General features: G+C 69.5%; 17 protein-coding genes and 1 pseudogene. 9 read left to right on the top strand and 9 right to left on the bottom strand.

Going from position 1 to position 14643, the window contains the following annotated elements; all coding sequences use genetic code 11:
• Nucleotides 1–216 precede the first annotated feature (216 nt).
• The 4 genes from ACH45E_RS44155 (at nucleotide 217) to ACH45E_RS44140 (ending at nucleotide 3947) form a co-directional block, all read left to right on the top strand.
• The gene (locus ACH45E_RS44155) at nucleotides 217–945 is read left to right on the top strand and encodes a flavin reductase family protein (RefSeq protein ID WP_361456898.1); all 729 of its coding nucleotides are present in this window, start codon (nucleotides 217–219) and stop codon (nucleotides 943–945) included.
• A gap of 14 nt (nucleotides 946–959) precedes the next feature.
• Complete coding sequence (locus ACH45E_RS44150; protein WP_361456895.1) at nucleotides 960–2168, top strand: alpha/beta hydrolase; 1209 nt, start codon at nucleotides 960–962, stop codon at nucleotides 2166–2168.
• A gap of 26 nt (nucleotides 2169–2194) precedes the next feature.
• On the top strand, nucleotides 2195–3085 hold the full coding sequence (locus ACH45E_RS44145) for an alpha/beta fold hydrolase (protein WP_361456892.1): 891 nt from the start codon (nucleotides 2195–2197) through the stop codon (nucleotides 3083–3085).
• Nucleotides 3086–3158: 73 nt separating this feature from the next.
• Nucleotides 3159–3947, top strand: a complete 789-nt coding sequence (locus ACH45E_RS44140; RefSeq protein WP_361456889.1) for an enoyl-CoA hydratase/isomerase family protein — start codon at nucleotides 3159–3161, stop codon at nucleotides 3945–3947.
• Between the two features lie 98 nt (nucleotides 3948–4045).
• Here the strand turns inward: ACH45E_RS44140 and ACH45E_RS44135 are convergent, their stop codons facing one another.
• Entirely contained in the window at nucleotides 4046–4501 is a 456-nt protein-coding gene (locus ACH45E_RS44135; RefSeq protein ID WP_361456886.1) for a helix-turn-helix domain-containing protein, read from the bottom strand.
• 157 nt (nucleotides 4502–4658) lie between these two features.
• Between ACH45E_RS44135 and ACH45E_RS44130 the strand changes: the two genes are divergently transcribed.
• Both ACH45E_RS44130 and ACH45E_RS44125 read left to right on the top strand, forming a co-directional pair.
• Nucleotides 4659–5513, top strand: a complete 855-nt coding sequence (locus tag ACH45E_RS44130) for an alpha/beta hydrolase (protein ID WP_361456883.1) — start codon at nucleotides 4659–4661, stop codon at nucleotides 5511–5513.
• 2 nt (nucleotides 5514–5515) lie between these two features.
• The gene (locus tag ACH45E_RS44125; protein ID WP_361456880.1) at nucleotides 5516–5830 is read left to right on the top strand and encodes an antibiotic biosynthesis monooxygenase; all 315 of its coding nucleotides are present in this window, start codon (nucleotides 5516–5518) and stop codon (nucleotides 5828–5830) included.
• A 366-nt stretch (nucleotides 5831–6196) separates the two neighbouring features.
• Here ACH45E_RS44125 and ACH45E_RS44120 read toward each other — a convergent pair whose 3' ends face one another.
• From ACH45E_RS44120 to ACH45E_RS44100, 5 genes are all read right to left on the bottom strand, one after another.
• On the bottom strand, nucleotides 6197–6304 hold the full coding sequence (locus ACH45E_RS44120) for a hypothetical protein (protein ID WP_361456877.1): 108 nt from the start codon (nucleotides 6302–6304) through the stop codon (nucleotides 6197–6199).
• Complete coding sequence (locus ACH45E_RS44115; RefSeq protein WP_361456874.1) at nucleotides 6301–6393, bottom strand: hypothetical protein; 93 nt, start codon at nucleotides 6391–6393, stop codon at nucleotides 6301–6303. The genes ACH45E_RS44120 and ACH45E_RS44115 overlap by 4 nt, the downstream gene beginning before the upstream one ends.
• The gene (locus ACH45E_RS44110) at nucleotides 6374–6646 is read right to left on the bottom strand and encodes a hypothetical protein (protein WP_361456871.1); all 273 of its coding nucleotides are present in this window, start codon (nucleotides 6644–6646) and stop codon (nucleotides 6374–6376) included. The genes ACH45E_RS44115 and ACH45E_RS44110 overlap by 20 nt, the downstream gene beginning before the upstream one ends.
• On the bottom strand, nucleotides 6643–7392 hold the full coding sequence (locus ACH45E_RS44105; RefSeq protein ID WP_361456868.1) for a cysteine hydrolase: 750 nt from the start codon (nucleotides 7390–7392) through the stop codon (nucleotides 6643–6645). Before ACH45E_RS44105 ends, ACH45E_RS44110 begins: the two co-directional genes overlap by 4 nt.
• Nucleotides 7393–7554: 162 nt before the next feature.
• Entirely contained in the window at nucleotides 7555–8163 is a 609-nt protein-coding gene (locus ACH45E_RS44100; protein ID WP_361456865.1) for a TetR family transcriptional regulator C-terminal domain-containing protein, read from the bottom strand.
• Between the two features lie 238 nt (nucleotides 8164–8401).
• On the opposite strand from ACH45E_RS44100, the gene ACH45E_RS44095 reads away from it, so the two are divergent.
• Nucleotides 8402–8962: a hypothetical protein gene (locus ACH45E_RS44095; RefSeq protein ID WP_361456862.1), complete on the top strand. Its 561-nt coding sequence runs from the start codon at nucleotides 8402–8404 to the stop codon at nucleotides 8960–8962.
• Between the two features lie 647 nt (nucleotides 8963–9609).
• Here ACH45E_RS44095 and ACH45E_RS44090 read toward each other — a convergent pair.
• A complete protein-coding gene (locus tag ACH45E_RS44090) occupies nucleotides 9610–11025 on the bottom strand; it encodes an MFS transporter (RefSeq protein WP_361456859.1) in 1416 nt (471 codons plus the stop codon).
• Between the two features lie 115 nt (nucleotides 11026–11140).
• Between ACH45E_RS44090 and ACH45E_RS44085 the strand changes: the two are divergent.
• Nucleotides 11141–11669, top strand: a pseudogene (locus ACH45E_RS44085) (winged helix-turn-helix transcriptional regulator).
• Nucleotides 11670–12319: 650 nt separating this feature from the next.
• Here ACH45E_RS44085 and ACH45E_RS44080 read toward each other — a convergent pair.
• Both ACH45E_RS44080 and ACH45E_RS44075 read right to left on the bottom strand, forming a co-directional pair.
• Nucleotides 12320–13036 (bottom strand): ParA family protein, encoded by a 717-nt coding sequence (locus tag ACH45E_RS44080; RefSeq protein ID WP_361456856.1) that lies wholly within the window; start codon nucleotides 13034–13036, stop codon nucleotides 12320–12322.
• Between the two features lie 182 nt (nucleotides 13037–13218).
• On the bottom strand, nucleotides 13219–13452 hold the full coding sequence (locus ACH45E_RS44075) for a helix-turn-helix domain-containing protein (RefSeq protein WP_361456853.1): 234 nt from the start codon (nucleotides 13450–13452) through the stop codon (nucleotides 13219–13221).
• A gap of 87 nt (nucleotides 13453–13539) precedes the next feature.
• Here ACH45E_RS44075 and ACH45E_RS44070 point away from each other — a divergent pair, with 87 nt between their 5' ends.
• Nucleotides 13540–13713, top strand: a complete 174-nt coding sequence (locus tag ACH45E_RS44070) for a hypothetical protein (protein ID WP_361456850.1) — start codon at nucleotides 13540–13542, stop codon at nucleotides 13711–13713.
• Nucleotides 13714–14643: the final 930 nt, after the last annotated feature.

Raw genomic sequence — 14643 nt, 5'->3', positions numbered from 1 at the left:
ATCACTCATGCCCACCCCTACGGCTCAGCCCGCCCTCGACCACACGAACCTACTGGCCTTCGACCTTGACCAAACACATAGGGGCACCCCCCCGCGGTGGCGTCGGCAGACGCTACGGCTGCCGTACCGCGCAGGCCGAGGACGCGGACCACGTACATCCCGGAGATTCCGCCCGGCAGTCAGGACCGCGCGGGAATCAGCGTGAAAGGTGCACAGATGTTCGTCGATGCCGCAGGTCTGGACGCCACGTCGGCCTACAAACTCCTCATCGGGGGGATCATTCCTCGCGCGATCGCCTGGGTGAGCACGGAGTCCGTCGACGGCGTGGGAAACCTCGCGCCGGTGTCCTTCTTCACGGCCGTGGGCCGCAAGCCGCCCATGCTGTCGATCTCCCTGCAGCCCCGGGCGGACGGCGTCACGCTCAAGGACACGTTCATCAACATCCGCGACACGGGTGAGTTCGTGGTCAACACGGCGACGCTTCCCCTCGCCGGCCACCTGCACCGTTCGGCCTTCGAGTTCGAGAGCGACGTCGACGAGTTCAGTGCGCTGGAGCTGGAGACCGAGGCCTCGCAGGTGGTACGCCCGCGCCGGGTGAAGGACACGCCCATCGCCTTCGAATGCCGGCTGCGGCGCATCCTGCCCATCGAGGGCAGCCTCGACCATGTGGTGTGGGGTGAAGTGGTGCGCTTCTACGTCCGGGACGACCTCTACCTGCCGGGCGGGCGCATCGACACGGCCGCCATTCCGTCCGTCGGCCGCCTGGCGGCGGAGTACACGCTGGTGAACACCGTCTTCACCACACCACTCGACGACGCCCTCGTCGCCCGGCATGCGCAGACACGCATGCACCGTCTCGACGAACACGCCTCCAACTGGTCGCCCATCGACACCGACGCGTGGTCTGCGTCCGGCTCCACCATCACCGAAGGGCCCAAGTCATGACTCAGACAGCTGGTTTGACGAGAACGGAGCGGGTGGCGGACACCGACATCCGGTTCAGGCGGCGGGGCACCGGAGACACGGCTCTCGTGTTCGTCCACGGCTTCCTGGACGACCAGTACGTCTGGGACGGGGTGATCGACGCCCTGACCGTCCCGGGCTTCGAATACGTCCAGCTCGACCTGGCCGGCAGCGGCGACCGCACCGAGTCCGGCGGACCGTTCGACCTGACCCGCTTCGCGAACGACGTCGGCGCAGTCATGGAGGTGCTGGACAAGCCGTTCGTCCTCGTGGGCCAGAGCATGGGAACCCTCGTCGCCGAACTGGTCGCGGCGGGCCACTCCTCCCGTGCGCTCGGCCTGGTGCTGCTCTCGCCCGTACCGCTGGCCGGTGTCGGCCTTCTGGGCGAGGCGGCCGAGCAGTTCCGCTCATTGGGCGGCGACGCCGACAGCCAGCGCGCGGTGCGCCGGCAGCTGTCCGTCGCTCTGCCGGAGGCGGAACTCGACCGGCTGGTCGTGACCGGCACCCGGATCCCCAAATCCGTGGTCCGTGATCTGGTCGGCTGCTGGAACGACGGAGACCCGCGCGGGCAGACGCCGAGTGAGTATCAGGGACCGGTCCTGGTGGGCCGCGGCGCTGCCGACGGCTTCGTCACCGACGCGCTGGTGAAAGCCCACGTGCTGTCCCGGTTCCGGTCACCGGAGTCCTTCGCGGTCCAGGGCGCGGGCCACTGGGCCCACGTGGAGGCGCCCTCGGAGGTCGCCGCCCGGATCGAGGCATTCGTCACCGGCCTTCCCACGGCGGCCGGCAGCACGCCGCAGGCGCCCGGCCGGGGCTGGCGGGACGCCTTCGCAAGCAAGACCGACGCCGCCTTCGCCGCCGCGTTCGCCGAGGACATCGTCCTGGAGGCGAGCGTGCTGGCCATCCCCGTCCACGGACGCGGCCAGGTCAAGGCCACGATGAGCGCGGCGAGCCGGATCTACGAGTCCCTCGAGTTCGTCCGGGAGACCACCGAGGTCCCGCGCACCTACCTGGAGTGGGAGGCGACCGCCTTCGGCGGTCACGAGATCTTCGGCGTCACCGTCCTCACCAAGGACGACGCGGACCGCATCGCCCACGTGGCCATCCACCACCGGCCCCTGGAGGCGGCCTTGAGGTTCTCCGCCGAACTGGGCGAGCGCCTCGCCGGCACCGTCGACCCCGGCCACTTCTACCACGCCCACTGACGACCCTCGGAACGGAAAGTACGCCCATGGCCACACGCGAAGACGTGGAGTTCGAGGCAGAGCCCGGACTGACCCTGCGCGGATGGATCTACCTGCCCGACTCACCGGGCCCCCATCCGGCGATCACGATGGCGCACGGCTTCGCCGGGGTCAAGGAACAGCGCCTGGCGCAGTTCGCCGAGGTGTTCGCGCAGGCCGGGTTCGCCGTCCTGGTCCACGACCACCGCAACTTCGGCGCCAGCGACGGCACCCCGCGCCACGACATCGACCCCTGGCAGCAGATCAAGGACTGGCGCCGGGCCATCTCCTACCTGGAGAGCCGCCCGGAGGTCGACCCGCAGCGCATCGGCGTGTGGGGCACCAGTTACTCCGGCGGCCACGCCCTGGTCCTGGCCGCCACCGACCGGCGCCTGCGCTGCGTGGTCGCTCAGGTGCCCACCATCAGCGGATACGAGCAGGGGCTGCGCCGGGTGGCCCCGGACGCCGTCGCGCAGCTGAACGAGGTCTTCGCCGCCGACGAACGCGCCCAGTTCCGCGGCGAGGAGCCCCGCACCCAGGCGATCGTCAGCTCCGACCCGTCGGTGCCGGCCTCCTACCGGACCCCCGACGCCGTCGACTTCTACCTGAGCACGGCCCCCGACGGCTGGGAGAACAAGATCACTCTCCGGTCCAACGCGGCGGCCCGCATGTACGAGCCCGGGGCGTGGATCTCCCGGATCTCGCCGACGCCCCTGCTGCTGATCGTCGCGAAGAACGACCCGATCACCCTCACGGATCTGATGCTCTCCGCCTACGAGCGCGCACTCGAACCCAAGCGACTGCAGCTCGTCGACGGCGGCCACTTCGCGTCCTACCTCTCCCAGTTCCCCACGACGAGCACCGCCGCCCGCGACTGGTTCACCCTCCACCTGGGCTGACACGCGGGCCACTTCCGCATCCCCTCCGCACGCCCGGCCGCCGACAGCCGGCTCATTCCCCAAGAAGGACCTCATGCCCCGTCTCACATACACGATCGACGACCGTCTGGCGACCGTGGCACTGCAAAACCCGCCCCAGAACCGCCTGGACAAGCCCCTCGTGGAGGAACTCGCCGAAGCGCTGACCGCCATAGCGTCCAGTGACGCCCGAGCCGTCCTCCTGCGCGCCGACGGCCCCGACTTCAGCTTCGGCGGCGACATCATGGACTGGCCCGACATGAACGTACGCGAGCTGCGCACCCTGTTCGAGCGGTACATGAACGTCTTCAACGAGTTCGAACGGCTGCCCATCCCCGTCGTCGCCGCCGTGCAGGGCCTGTGCGCCGGCGGCGGATTCGAACTCGCGTTGCGTGCCGATGTCATCTTCGCCGCCCAGAGCGCGCGGTTCGGCCACCCCGAGCAGTCGCTCGGACTCGTCACCCTGCTCGGCGGCATCTACCGCGCCGCCGCGCGGGCCGGACAGGCCCGCGCCTCCGAGTGGGCCCTGACGTCGGAGCAGATCTCCGCCACGTCCATGGCCGAGGCGGGCGTGGTGAACCGGGTCCTGGCCGACTCCGCTCTGGACAAGGAGGCGACGGCGTTCGCGCGCCGGCTCACCAGCGGCCCCACCCGGGCCTACGCCGCGCACAAGGCACTGCTGCGGACCTGGCGCGTGGGCGGAACCGCGGCGGCCGACGCGGCGATGTTCGACATCGCCCTGCCCCTGTTCGAGACCGAGGATGCGCAGGCCGGTCTGGCATCGGCCGTGAACGCCCTCAGGGCCGGGCAGCCGCGCCCGGTGCTGGACTTCAGCGGGCGCTGACCCGGCCGCCGGGAGGATGAAGCGGCGGACGGCGGGGCGGCGGGCAGCAGGTGCCACCGCTGCCGCCGCCCCGGGGCCGACGCCTGGTGGGGCGGCGGTCAGGCCTGGGCCCCGCCCGGCACGGCGAGATCCGACTGGTGCACATCGCGGTCCGCCGTGATGACGGACGAGGGACCCAGAACCTCGCCACACGCCGCACAGTGGGTCTCCGGGTGCAGTGCGGCACCGCAGCTGTGGCGGAAGGTGACGATGTTCTCGGGGTCCGTCCGGGCGTACCTGTCACCCCAGTCGCGGATGGTGTGCAGGATCGTGATCAGCTGGTCGCCCGCCTCGGACAGGCTGTACTCGTAGCGGGCGGGGCTGGTCTCGTACTGCTGTCTGGTGATGATCCCGGCGGCCTCGAGGGACTTGAGCCGACTGGCGAGGATGTTCCGGGCTGCACCGGTGTTGAAGACGATGTCGTCGAAGCGGCGGACGCCGAACGCGATCTCGCGCAGGGCGAGCAGGGCCCACTTCTCGCCCAGGATGCGCATCGCCGCGTCGATGGAACACACGCGGGGGTCTGGTGTCCTGGCTCTTCTCACGCGACGAGAGTAGCCGCACCCCTGTGGGTTGTCAAATGCTACTCACCAGGTCACCAGCTTGACGAAAGAGGTCGGCCGGTCTTAACTGAAGTGGATAGCAAAACGAAACTCACTAGGAGGGCCTTTCATGGCCTACATCTCCGACACTGCGGACACCCGCCACGTGGAGGGCCGTCTGGCCCGTTACGCCTACCGGGACTTCGGCAAGGGGGCCCCGGTACCCCCGCTGGTCCTGCTGCAGCGCTTCCGCGGCACCCTCGACCACTGGGACCCCGCCTTCCTCGAAGTCCTCGCCCGGGACCGGCGGATCATCATCTTCGACAACGCCGGCGTCAGCGAGAGCACCGGCGACGTGCCGACGACCATGGAGGGCATGGCCGAGTCGGCGTTCGACTTCCTGACGGCTCTCGGCCTCGACGAGGTCGACCTGCTCGGCTGGTCGGTCGGCGGCTTCGTGGCGCAGCTGGTGACGCTCGACCACCCCGGGCTGGTCCGCAAGCTGATCGTGGCCGGCAGTGGTCCGGGCGGCGTGCCCGGCACACCGGAGCTGGAGCAGCGCGTCGTGGAGTACATGACCTCACCGGTTCCCTCGGAGGAGGCCTTCCTGTATCTCTTCTTCGGGCTCACCGACGAGGGCGTGCGGCTCGGCAAGGAGTCGCTCGCCCGTCTCGAGACCCGTCTTCAGCACTCCAAGGCGGACGTCCCGCCCGAGCAGTGGACCAACCAGCTCCAGGCCATCCAGCGCTGGAGCGGCGGTACGGGCTCGGCCTGGGCGCGGCTTGCGGAGCTGAAGCTGCCCGTTCTGGTGGCCAACGGCTCGCACGACGTCATGGTCGACTCCGGCAACTCCTTCGCCATGGCCCAGAAGCTGCCGAACGCCAGGACCGTGTTCTACAGCGGCGCCGGCCATGCCTTCCTCTTCCAGCACCCCGAGGAGTTCGGCGGTGTGGTGCTGGACTTCCTCAACCGACAGGAGAAGTGACCATGCCTGCATACGGATTCTTCGTGGAGTTCGAAGCCAAGCCGGGCAAGGAGGACGACGTGGCCCAGTTCCTCGTCGACGCCAAGACACTGGTCGACGCGGAGCCTGGCACCCTGGCCTGGTTCTCCTTCCCGCTCGGCCCCAGCTCCTTCCGGATCTTCGACGCCTTCGAGACCGAGGGGGACCGAGAGGCGCACCTGCAGGGCAAGGTGCGCGAGCAGATCGAGGCCCGTGCCGACGAGCTGTTCAGCGCCTTCCCCACGATCACCCCGGTGAACCTGCTCGCCGCCAAGCTCCCCGGCCAGGCGGACGAGTAAGGGGTCGGACGGCGGCCGGATCGGCCGGGGAGAACGACAGGCCGGTGGGCCATTCGGTCCACCGGCCTGTGGCTGTCCAGCCGGGCCGGACTGCCGCACGTCTTCATCCGATACATGGACGCGTGCGGTCTGCGGCCACCGACGAGCGACAGGTCGCTGCGCACGCGTTCTCCTTCGGCCGTCAGCGCCTGACTCGCAAAGACAGCCAGGTGGCTGAGCCCGCGATCAGACCGCAGACACCTGTGCGCCACTGCCGGTCCACTGCGCCTTGAACTGGCGCTGACCCTGCGGCACTTGCATGATTCGACGGGGCATGGCGAGTGCGGCGTGAGCGCCCCGCGCACGCCGCGCTCAACGGGCCTCGGTTCACGCGGTCGGGTAGGGCAGGTACTTTCCGCTGAGGACGAGTTCGACCCGGTCGCTCCTAGGGTCCGTGCGGCGGTCGAGCCTCAGCCGGAAGTCGATGGCGCTCATGATGCCGTCCCGTCACCGAACTCCTCGTGGATCAGCTCCTTGATCGCGGGACCGTAGACCGTGACGATCTCACGCAGACGGTGGATCACCGGATCCGAGGCCACCGCCGCTGCCTCCAGCCCGCGCGTGGGGAGGGGCCTCGAGGACGGCGACGGCCTCGGCGGACAGCTCGAAGATCGCGACGATCTTCTCCGCCTGGTCCTTCGAGAAGGTCATCTGGCCGAGACAGGCGGCGGTCACCCATTCCTTGCTCGCACCCAGTTCGCGGGCGACGTCAGCCCAGCTGATGCCCTTCCTGATCCTCGTCTCAATGATCTGTTCGGTCAGGGTCATCCTGTTCATGAAATGGTGTCCTTGAGGTGGGTTGAGGGTGCCAGTGACCCTGTCAGTGCCTCGACGGCCTCGGCCGTCGTCCACGTCGCGGCGGCCAGGTAGCGGAAGTTGATGAGGGCGGAGAGATAGCCGTCGCCTTCGGGGAGCCGGGGGCCGGCCGTGGCGTCCCGGACGACGACCACCTCGAAGCCCTGCTCGACGAGTTCGCGCAGGTGGCCCTCGACGCACAGGTTGGCGGCCATCCCGGCCAGAAGCACCTGCGAGACGCCGCGCTTGCGCAGTTGGAGAACGAGATCGTTGGACTCGGGTCCCACGATCTTGTGAGGGGAGACGACGACGGTGCGCCCGTCGAGGATGTGCTCACGGTAGGCGGGCAGGAAGTCCGCCCCGGAGTCCTCGAATCCGTCGAGGGTGAGGGGCCCGCGACGGCCGAACATGCCCACGTTGTGCATGTACTGCTCCAGTGGGCCGCCGAACCGCCAGGAGTCGTCGGACGGGTAGTAGTAATGGGGTGAGATCGCCACGGTCACATCGGCGGCCTTCGCGGCCTCCAGGAGCTGGCCGATGTGGAGAACGGTGTCATTGTCGGTGATGCTGGCGCCGAAGATCTCCCACGTGGCACCGTCCGGGCTGAGGAAGTCGATCTGAGGGTCAGTGACCACCAGCGCCGTAAGCGCCGGTTCGAGCTGGAAGCCGCTTCCGGGGAGTGCGGGCTGGGACGGCTCCCCGTACAGGTCGGTCTTGGGTGAGGTCATGGTGGACTCCGGGCAGAAGTGAGGTCTGGGAGTGCAGAGAGTTCAGCCACTATAAATGACCAGTCATCTATAAATGAAGGGGAACCTGTAACCCATGAGGGGAGTGGAGCCCAACCGCGTTCACCAGCCGGGCATTTGTAGGTACTTGGGTGGCGCGGCGCCTCAGACTCGAGCGTGCGCGATGCCGATCAGCCGCGGCAGGGACACAGTGAGGAAGCGGTCGTAGGGGGCCCGGCTGCGGTCGACGCGACCGCGCATGGCCGCGCCCTCCCACGCCTCGATGACCATGGACGCCAACTCGCCGGCCTCGGGCGTTTCGGCCATCCCACCCTGGTTCCTGGCTTCCGTGAGGCAGGACGCGACGAGGACCGACCACCGGGCCATGATGGAGGCCAACTCCTCGCGCGCCTCCTCGTGCTCGGCGGACAGTTCGAGGGCGAGGTTGCCGATCAGGCAGCCCAGTGCGAACCCCTGCTGGGCGTGGTCCTGGGTCAGGGCCTCGAAGAAGCGGACGACGCGTTGTGCCGGGGGGAGGGACGCGTCGCTCAGTATGGCGCCGTGAGTGTGGACGATGCCGGTCCAGTAGCGGCCGAGGACGGCGGCGGCGAAGGCGTTCTTGCTGTCGTAGTAGCTGTAGAACGACCCCTTGGGCACGCCCGCCGTGTCCGTGATCTCCTTGATGCCTACCGCGTTGAATCCCTGTGCGTGGAAAAGGGCCAGTCCCGCGTTGAGGAGATTCTCGCGGACCAGGGGGTTGGCGGGTCGGGGCACGGCCATAGCTTACAGAACGCCCTGCCAGGCCGGCCCGGCTCGCACGCGGCGAGCGCAGGGCCCGTAAGCGTTCCCCGATGCTCGCGTCCGGCGCTGACAACCGTTCTGACCAGGACAGCTGCCCTCACCACCTACGCTGTATCAAGGAGGACCCTGTCGGTGTGTTGGGCGGCGGCGGACAGGGCCGTGTTCCCGAAAGGGGCGAGCCGCCGCAGCGACGTGATGGATGAGAGGGCAAGTGGACGTGTCTGATGGTGCCGCTCAGGCCGACGGCTTGGTGTCGCAGTACATCGCCCGGGTGGAACAGGACCTGGCACACAATGCCGAGGAACAGGAACGCATCGGGCGGGAGATGGAGGCGCTGCAGCAGCGCTTGGATGCCCTGCAACGGGATCGCGGCGTGCTGCTGGGCGTGAGGCAGGCGCTGGGCGGCCAGGGTACGGATCAGTCCCTGCCCTCCATGCAGGCCGCGGCGTCAGAGGAAACGGTGCACGGGGAGCAGGCTGATGCTTCGGGAAAGCCGGGAACCCCACAGACGCACAAGGCACACAAGATCTCCCAGCTCACCTTGGTGGACCTGGTGTGCGGTCACCTGGCCGGTCAGTCCGAACCCCGCTCGGCCGCGGAGGTCTCCACGGACATCGCCCAGGCTCATCCTGACCGGCGAGTCAAGGCCGCCGTGGTGCGTTCCACCCTGGAGGCGCTCGTGGCGCAGGGCCGAGCCAGGCGGACGAAGCAGGGCCGGTCGGTCTTCTACAGTTCCTCCGCTCCGGCCAAGGCGACCCGCTCCTTCAGCTGAACTCGTCGGCCGATGTCCGCCGGTGACGTCCGGCCCTTCGAGGCGTGTGTGCACATGATGCTCCACGTGCGGAGGCGGAACGCTCCCGCTGCGGAGTGCCGTATGCCCCGCACGGTGCGGCGGCCGAGCGCCGGCAGGCTGACTCGATCGCTCTCGGCCGGCAGGTTCGAGCGCACCCTCGGTTTGAGTATCGAACTGGTGCTGGCTCGGCGGCATCTCACTCGCAACTGTGTGAGGCACAGGCGTCTCAGGTGGAGATGACGGCCGCCGCCGTTCGCGACGAACGTGCTGGGGGAGCAGCGAGTGCCAAGGGAGGGTGCTGACGGCGCGCGACGCACTCCGACCGGCCCCCTGACCACCGGGTGTACGCCGCGGGCAATGCGATGGCCCGATGGGGTCGGGAGCTGAACGGCAGGGACCCCGACACGTCGGTACGCTCGTCCACGTCGGCAGCGACGTGGACCTCGGGGTCCGCCGCTACCCCGGCCGCCCGCAGGTGAAGGCACAGGGGGCAGCGACCCCGCAATCCGTGATCAACGTCGGTACCACCCCTGGCGAGGACCAGGCCGGGAGTGGCCGGGGCAAGACGGTGGGGCTTGAGCTTCCCCTCGGGTGAGCCGGCAGCTGGCTCGGTGCCCTGGTGTGGCTCAGGCCCGTTCCCGCAGGACGACCACACCGACGGCCGCCAGCACGGCCAGCCCCGCCGAGACGATCACGGCGATGTCCGCTCCCTGCGCCGCGGATCCCGCGGAGGTCACGATCGCGATGGTCAGCGCCACTCCGGCACACGAGCCGATGTAGCGGAAGGTCTGCTGGGCCCCGGACCCCATGGCCGCCCGGCCGGCCGGGACCGACTCGACGGACAGCAGCGGAAGGGCGGCGTTGAGCAGGCCGCTGCCGATGCCGGCCACGACCAGGCCCGGCAGCAGCCGCGGCCAGGAGTCCGCGGCGATCGAGCCGAGCAGGGCCAGTGCGCCGCCTGCGTGCAGGACGAATCCCAGTGCCAGCTGGTGGCGCGGCGAGATCCGGCCGGCCAGCCGCCGGGCCTGCAGCGCCACCGCGAAGGAGATGCCGGACCACAGCATGAGGAGCCACGCCGTGTCGATCGCCGACATCCCGAGGGCCTTCTGCAGCAGCGAGGGCAGGTAGCTGAACAGGCCGATGACGGCCAGCCCGGTGAACAGACCGGCCACGGAGGAGGCCAGGAATCGGGGGCGCCGCAGCAGACCGAGGTCGATCATCGGTGTCCGGTTACGGCGTTCGACCACCGCGAAAGCGGCAGTGAGCAGCACGGCCACGGCGAGCAGGACACCGACCGGCGCCCGCAGCCATCCGTCACGGCCGAGTGCCAGCGCGGCCACCAGAGCTCCCAGGGCCAGGCTGAACACCAGGGCGCCGGCGATGTCGGGGCGACCGCGGTCGGATGCGCGCGATTCCGTCAGCGCACGGATGCCGGACGCCGCAACGACCAGCGCCGCCGCGCCCAGCACGGCATAGGCGATGCGCCAACTGGGCATCGCTCCGGCGACCAGCGGGCCCACCGCGATGCCACCGCTGACGCACGCGCCCCACACGCCCGTCGCGTGCAGGCGGCCCCTTGGCGTCGGGAACGCCTGGACGATCAGCCCCAGGCTGCTGGCCAGGATGGCCGCGCTCGCCGCGCCCTGCGCGATCCTGGCCGCCGTGAACAGGCAGGTCGACGTGGACAGCGCGCCCAGCGCCGTGGTCAGGCCGAGGGCGGCCGTGCCGGCCAGGAACAGCCGGCGCCGGCCGTAGTCGTCGGCGAGGCTGCCGGCCACCAGGAGCAGGGCGGCGAGCCCCAGAGGGGTGCCGTTCAGCAGCCAGGCCTGCGCGGAAAGGGGGGTGTGCAGGTCGGCGGCGGTCTGAGGGAGCGTCACCATCGGCGCCGTGTAGATCATGAGCGCCACTGCGGTGGCCGCGCTGGTCACGGCCAGGGTGGACCGGGCCTTCCGCGACGGCTGTGTCCCCGGCGGCGCGGACGTACCAGACGGGGCCGTTGGCCGGGCCGGGTCCGCGGTGGGGTTCTGGTCGAGCCGGGTCATGGCCCACCCTTTCGGCGAAATGTCAGTTCGTTCATTGAACCTAGATGGTCAGACCCTAGCATCAGTAGATTCAGTTATTGAACCAACGGCGGCAAAAAGAGCTACAGTGACGGTCATGGCACTGGGCAAGGACTACACGGCGCAGGAGTGTTCCATCGCCCGCACGCTGGAGATCGTCGGCGAGCGGTGGACCCTGCTCGTCATCCGCGACGCGTTCTACGGCGTACGGCGCTACAAGGACTTCCTCGTCCACCTCGGCATCCCGAGAGCCGTTCTGGCGGCCCGCCTGCAGACCCTCACCGACGCCGGCATCCTCGAAAAGTGCCGCTACCAGCAGTCGCCGCCTCGCGACGAGTACGTCCTCACCGACCGAGGCGTCGAGTTGTGGCCGACCGTGAGGTCGCTCGGTTCCTGGGGCAACGCGCACCTTTCCGGCCCCGAACTGCGCACGTTCCGGCACGCCGCCTGCGGCACCGGACTCGGCTCCTACGGCGAATGCCCCGCCTGCGGTGGCGTCGTGCCGGTGGGGGAGGTCGAGATGGCGCCGGGGCCCGGCCTCGATCCGAATTCCCGCCGACGCGGTCAGCCGGGCACTGCTCAGGCCCAAGCGTCTTTTGCAGCCCCTCCAGGTGGAACTCCCATGAAGCGACCTCGCCAGCGACGCGTCCCGTGGCCCACGTGGTCGCTTCACGCCGGTGCCCTTTTGGCCCTGCGGCAACGCGCTACATCGGTCCTCACCGGGAACCCGTTGCCGCCTGCCGTCGGAGAATCTGCAGGGCGAAGCGCCACCTCGGCGCCCCAGGCTGCGCCAGGAGCCGCGGACCGGCTGGGCTGCACAACGGGTCTGGCCGGCTGCGTGGGCTGGATGGCAGGTGCTGTGGGCTCGGCAGCCGGGAGTGCAGGCGATACCTGCCGCTCCATCGGCTGACCGGGGAATTCTGTCCCCGCCTCGGTGGCGGCGACGGCCGGGTGAACTGGCTGACTGGCGGCCGGCTCCGGGACGGGGCCGCTCGGTGCCTCGGCAGTCGGCTGGGCGATGGTCTGTGCCACTTCGGGCATCGCCTCGGCCCGGCCCCTGTGCCGACCCCTCGGGGTTGGGAACGGCGGAAGGTGCGGGCTGAACGGTGCGGCTCACGGGCAGCGGGACGGACCTGGCCTCGGACGGCGGCCTGTTCGGCGGCGTACTGCTCGTGGGTGAGCTCGGCGGTCGGGGGAGGAGGTGGAGGGGCGGTCTTCTTGGTTCCGCCCAAGGTACGGCCGCCCGTGCGGCGGGCCGGGGGCTTCATACGTTCGGTCATGCTGCGGTCAGCTCCTTCATCAGCTCGGCGTACTCGCTCAGCTCGGTCGGGATCTCGCCGAAGGCCTCCATGTAGTGCACCCAGGAGTGGATGGTGGTCGCGGCCAGCGGGAACGCCTCGTCGCGGTCCGGGCCGATGCCCTCGCCCTCGGCGGGGTCGAGGAGCTGGTCCTTTGCCCGGCTGGGCAGGCTGGTGCGGTCGTCGGCCTTGACCATCACGACGTGGGCGGTGACGCCGTGCTCGTTGCGGGCGGCGGCGCGCTCAGCCTCGTCGAAGGTGGCCACGAGCTTGCGGCCCTCGATCTTGGTGGGGGCGACCGGCACGAGCAGCAGGTTCACCTCGGTAACAGCCTCGCGGAAGATCCGGGCGCTGCCGCCACCGGCGTCGACCACGATCGCGCCGAACTCGGCGCGCCTGGTACGGATGTATTCGGCGATATCGTCGAACGGGTACCGCTCGACGACCAGGTTGGCCGGGACCTCGAAGCCGGCGGCCTGGGCGACCTTGAACCAGTCGTAGGCGGACTGGCTGGTCGCGTCGGCGTCCAGCAGCAACGTGGGCAGGCCGAGGACGACGGCGTAGTAGAGGGCGATGAACCAGGCGGAGGTGGTCTTGCCGGTGCCGCCCTTGAGCATGCCGACGACGATCACGAACGCGTCCCAGACGTGTTCTGTGGCTGCGGCCAGGGTCTTGTGACGGGTGTTCTCGTTCACGTGTGCTTGATCTCCTGAAAGGGGAAGGGGTGTTGTCTCGTGCGGTGTTGATCGGTAGGTGCGTCTGCGTGCGGACAGGGGAGGTGCCCGCGCGCCGTGGCTGCAGCCGGGATGGCTTTCGGACAGGTGGCGCAGCTGAGGAATGCGGTGGGCGGAGCGATGGAGAGTTCCGTCGGGTGCGCTCACGGCCGTTCCCTTTCACGGCGAGTAGGGCCGTGGCGGTGTTGGGGCCGCATGGGGGTGCCTGCCTGGTGCAGGAGCCGGTAGACGGTGGCGACGGAGTAGCTGTGCTCCTGGGCGAGGTCCGGCACCGTGGCGCCGTTCTCGTACCGTGCGCGTAGGGACAGCGCGACCTTGTACCGTTCGGCGGCCCGGGCTGCCGCGCGCACCCTCAGGGTCTGCTGGGTGGTGCGCACGGTGCCGCCGGCCTCGATCAGCAGGCGCCGGGCACCGCGCCTCGTCTCTCCCGCGGCTGCGGCGACGAGGCCGTCGAACCGCCGACCGTGACCGGCCGGTGCACTCTGTCCGGCGGCCGCTGGTACTCCTGGTACGACAACACCTTCATCGACGGCCCACGCGCGACCGCGCCCGCCGCACACGCTGCCGCCCCCGCCGCCTACACCCTGCCCCTGACCGAAGCCGTCACCGCGATCCCGGTCGCGGCGCCGGGACGGTAAGTCAGACCATCACGAACTCCGGCCCTCTGCACAGACAACGGACGGTCCGCTGGCATGGGCGCCGCTTGGCTGTCGCTGGATTCGGCGGTGGCCCGGGCGGGTTGTGGCAAACCAGGCGTGGGATGCGCGGTGGCTGCCCGGGTCGTGTCAGACGATCGCGGTCATCGAGGCCGTCTGTCCGGTCGTGCGGCACAGCCGTGTGGCACCGGAGCGGGCTGCGGGATGGTGAGCAGCGGGTGCAGAGTCGTGAAGTCGGCGGCCGGGTCTGCGAGGGCGCGGGTGGGCTGCTCGCCGTGGTGGCCGTACTTGTAGCTCTCGGCTGCGGTTTCCAGGGCGGCGAAGGTGCGCGTCGCGGAGTAGCGGCCCGGCCAGGCGGTGGAGGCCCTGGTGGGACTCGCCCGTGCCTACTCCATGGTGACCGACGAGACGCCTGTAGCTGGCTGGCTGCTGTCCAACTATTTGGACAGCACCCTTTTGGCCTATGCGCCGGACGGACGTTCTCTCGGCTCGCTCCGCCGTTGCGACTAACCCCGGGTGCACATCGACACATGAGCGCGGTACGTGGCCAGAGTGGTCAAGTACCCCGCTCATTCACACCGGCATTGCAGCTGCCGGGGACGCGGCGTTTCGCATGCGCAGGCTGGACGTGCACCGGCTTCAGCGTCCGGCCCATTGCGTACCTGACACACAGTCCGTACGCGCCTGTGCCGCAGTTGACGACAAGGCTGCTTCGTCACACTCACGGTGTCCGGGCGTGTCCAGGGCGGTGTTGATGCCGTCTGTAAACGATCTTTCACGGAGTGTGATTATGTGGGGTCGAGTGCGCTTACTGTGCGTGACTCCCGCGTCCGGCCAGGCCGGACAGCACCTCGCCACGTTCGAAGGATGTGCCTGTGACCAGTAGCGAACCAGAGCCCCCCGTCGAGAGGG

The sequence above is a fragment of the Streptomyces sp. NPDC020299 genome (assembly GCF_044387825.1).
Classification (GTDB): Bacteria; Actinomycetota; Actinomycetes; order Streptomycetales; family Streptomycetaceae; genus Streptomyces.
The sequence above is the reverse complement of the archived record's forward strand: the minus strand, read 5'-3'. Positions and strand labels throughout refer to the sequence as shown.

Bases quoted from the DNA above. Each gene is read 5' to 3' on its own strand.
- ACH45E_RS44125 (WP_361456880.1), top strand. From the start codon at position 5,516: ATGCCTGCATACGGATTCTTCGTGGAGTTCGAAGCCAAGCCGGGCAAG.
- ACH45E_RS44120 (WP_361456877.1), bottom strand. From the start codon at position 6,304: ATGAGCGCCATCGACTTCCGGCTGAGGCTCGACCGCCGCACGGACCCT.
- ACH45E_RS44140 (WP_361456889.1), top strand. From the start codon at position 3,159: ATGCCCCGTCTCACATACACGATCGACGACCGTCTGGCGACCGTGGCA.
- ACH45E_RS44130 (WP_361456883.1), top strand. From the start codon at position 4,659: ATGGCCTACATCTCCGACACTGCGGACACCCGCCACGTGGAGGGCCGT.
- ACH45E_RS44090 (WP_361456859.1), bottom strand. From the start codon at position 11,025: ATGACCCGGCTCGACCAGAACCCCACCGCGGACCCGGCCCGGCCAACG.
- ACH45E_RS44105 (WP_361456868.1), bottom strand. From the start codon at position 7,392: ATGACCTCACCCAAGACCGACCTGTACGGGGAGCCGTCCCAGCCCGCA.
- ACH45E_RS44110 (WP_361456871.1), bottom strand. From the start codon at position 6,646: ATGAACAGGATGACCCTGACCGAACAGATCATTGAGACGAGGATCAGG.
- ACH45E_RS44145 (WP_361456892.1), top strand. From the start codon at position 2,195: ATGGCCACACGCGAAGACGTGGAGTTCGAGGCAGAGCCCGGACTGACC.
- ACH45E_RS44155 (WP_361456898.1), top strand. From the start codon at position 217: ATGTTCGTCGATGCCGCAGGTCTGGACGCCACGTCGGCCTACAAACTC.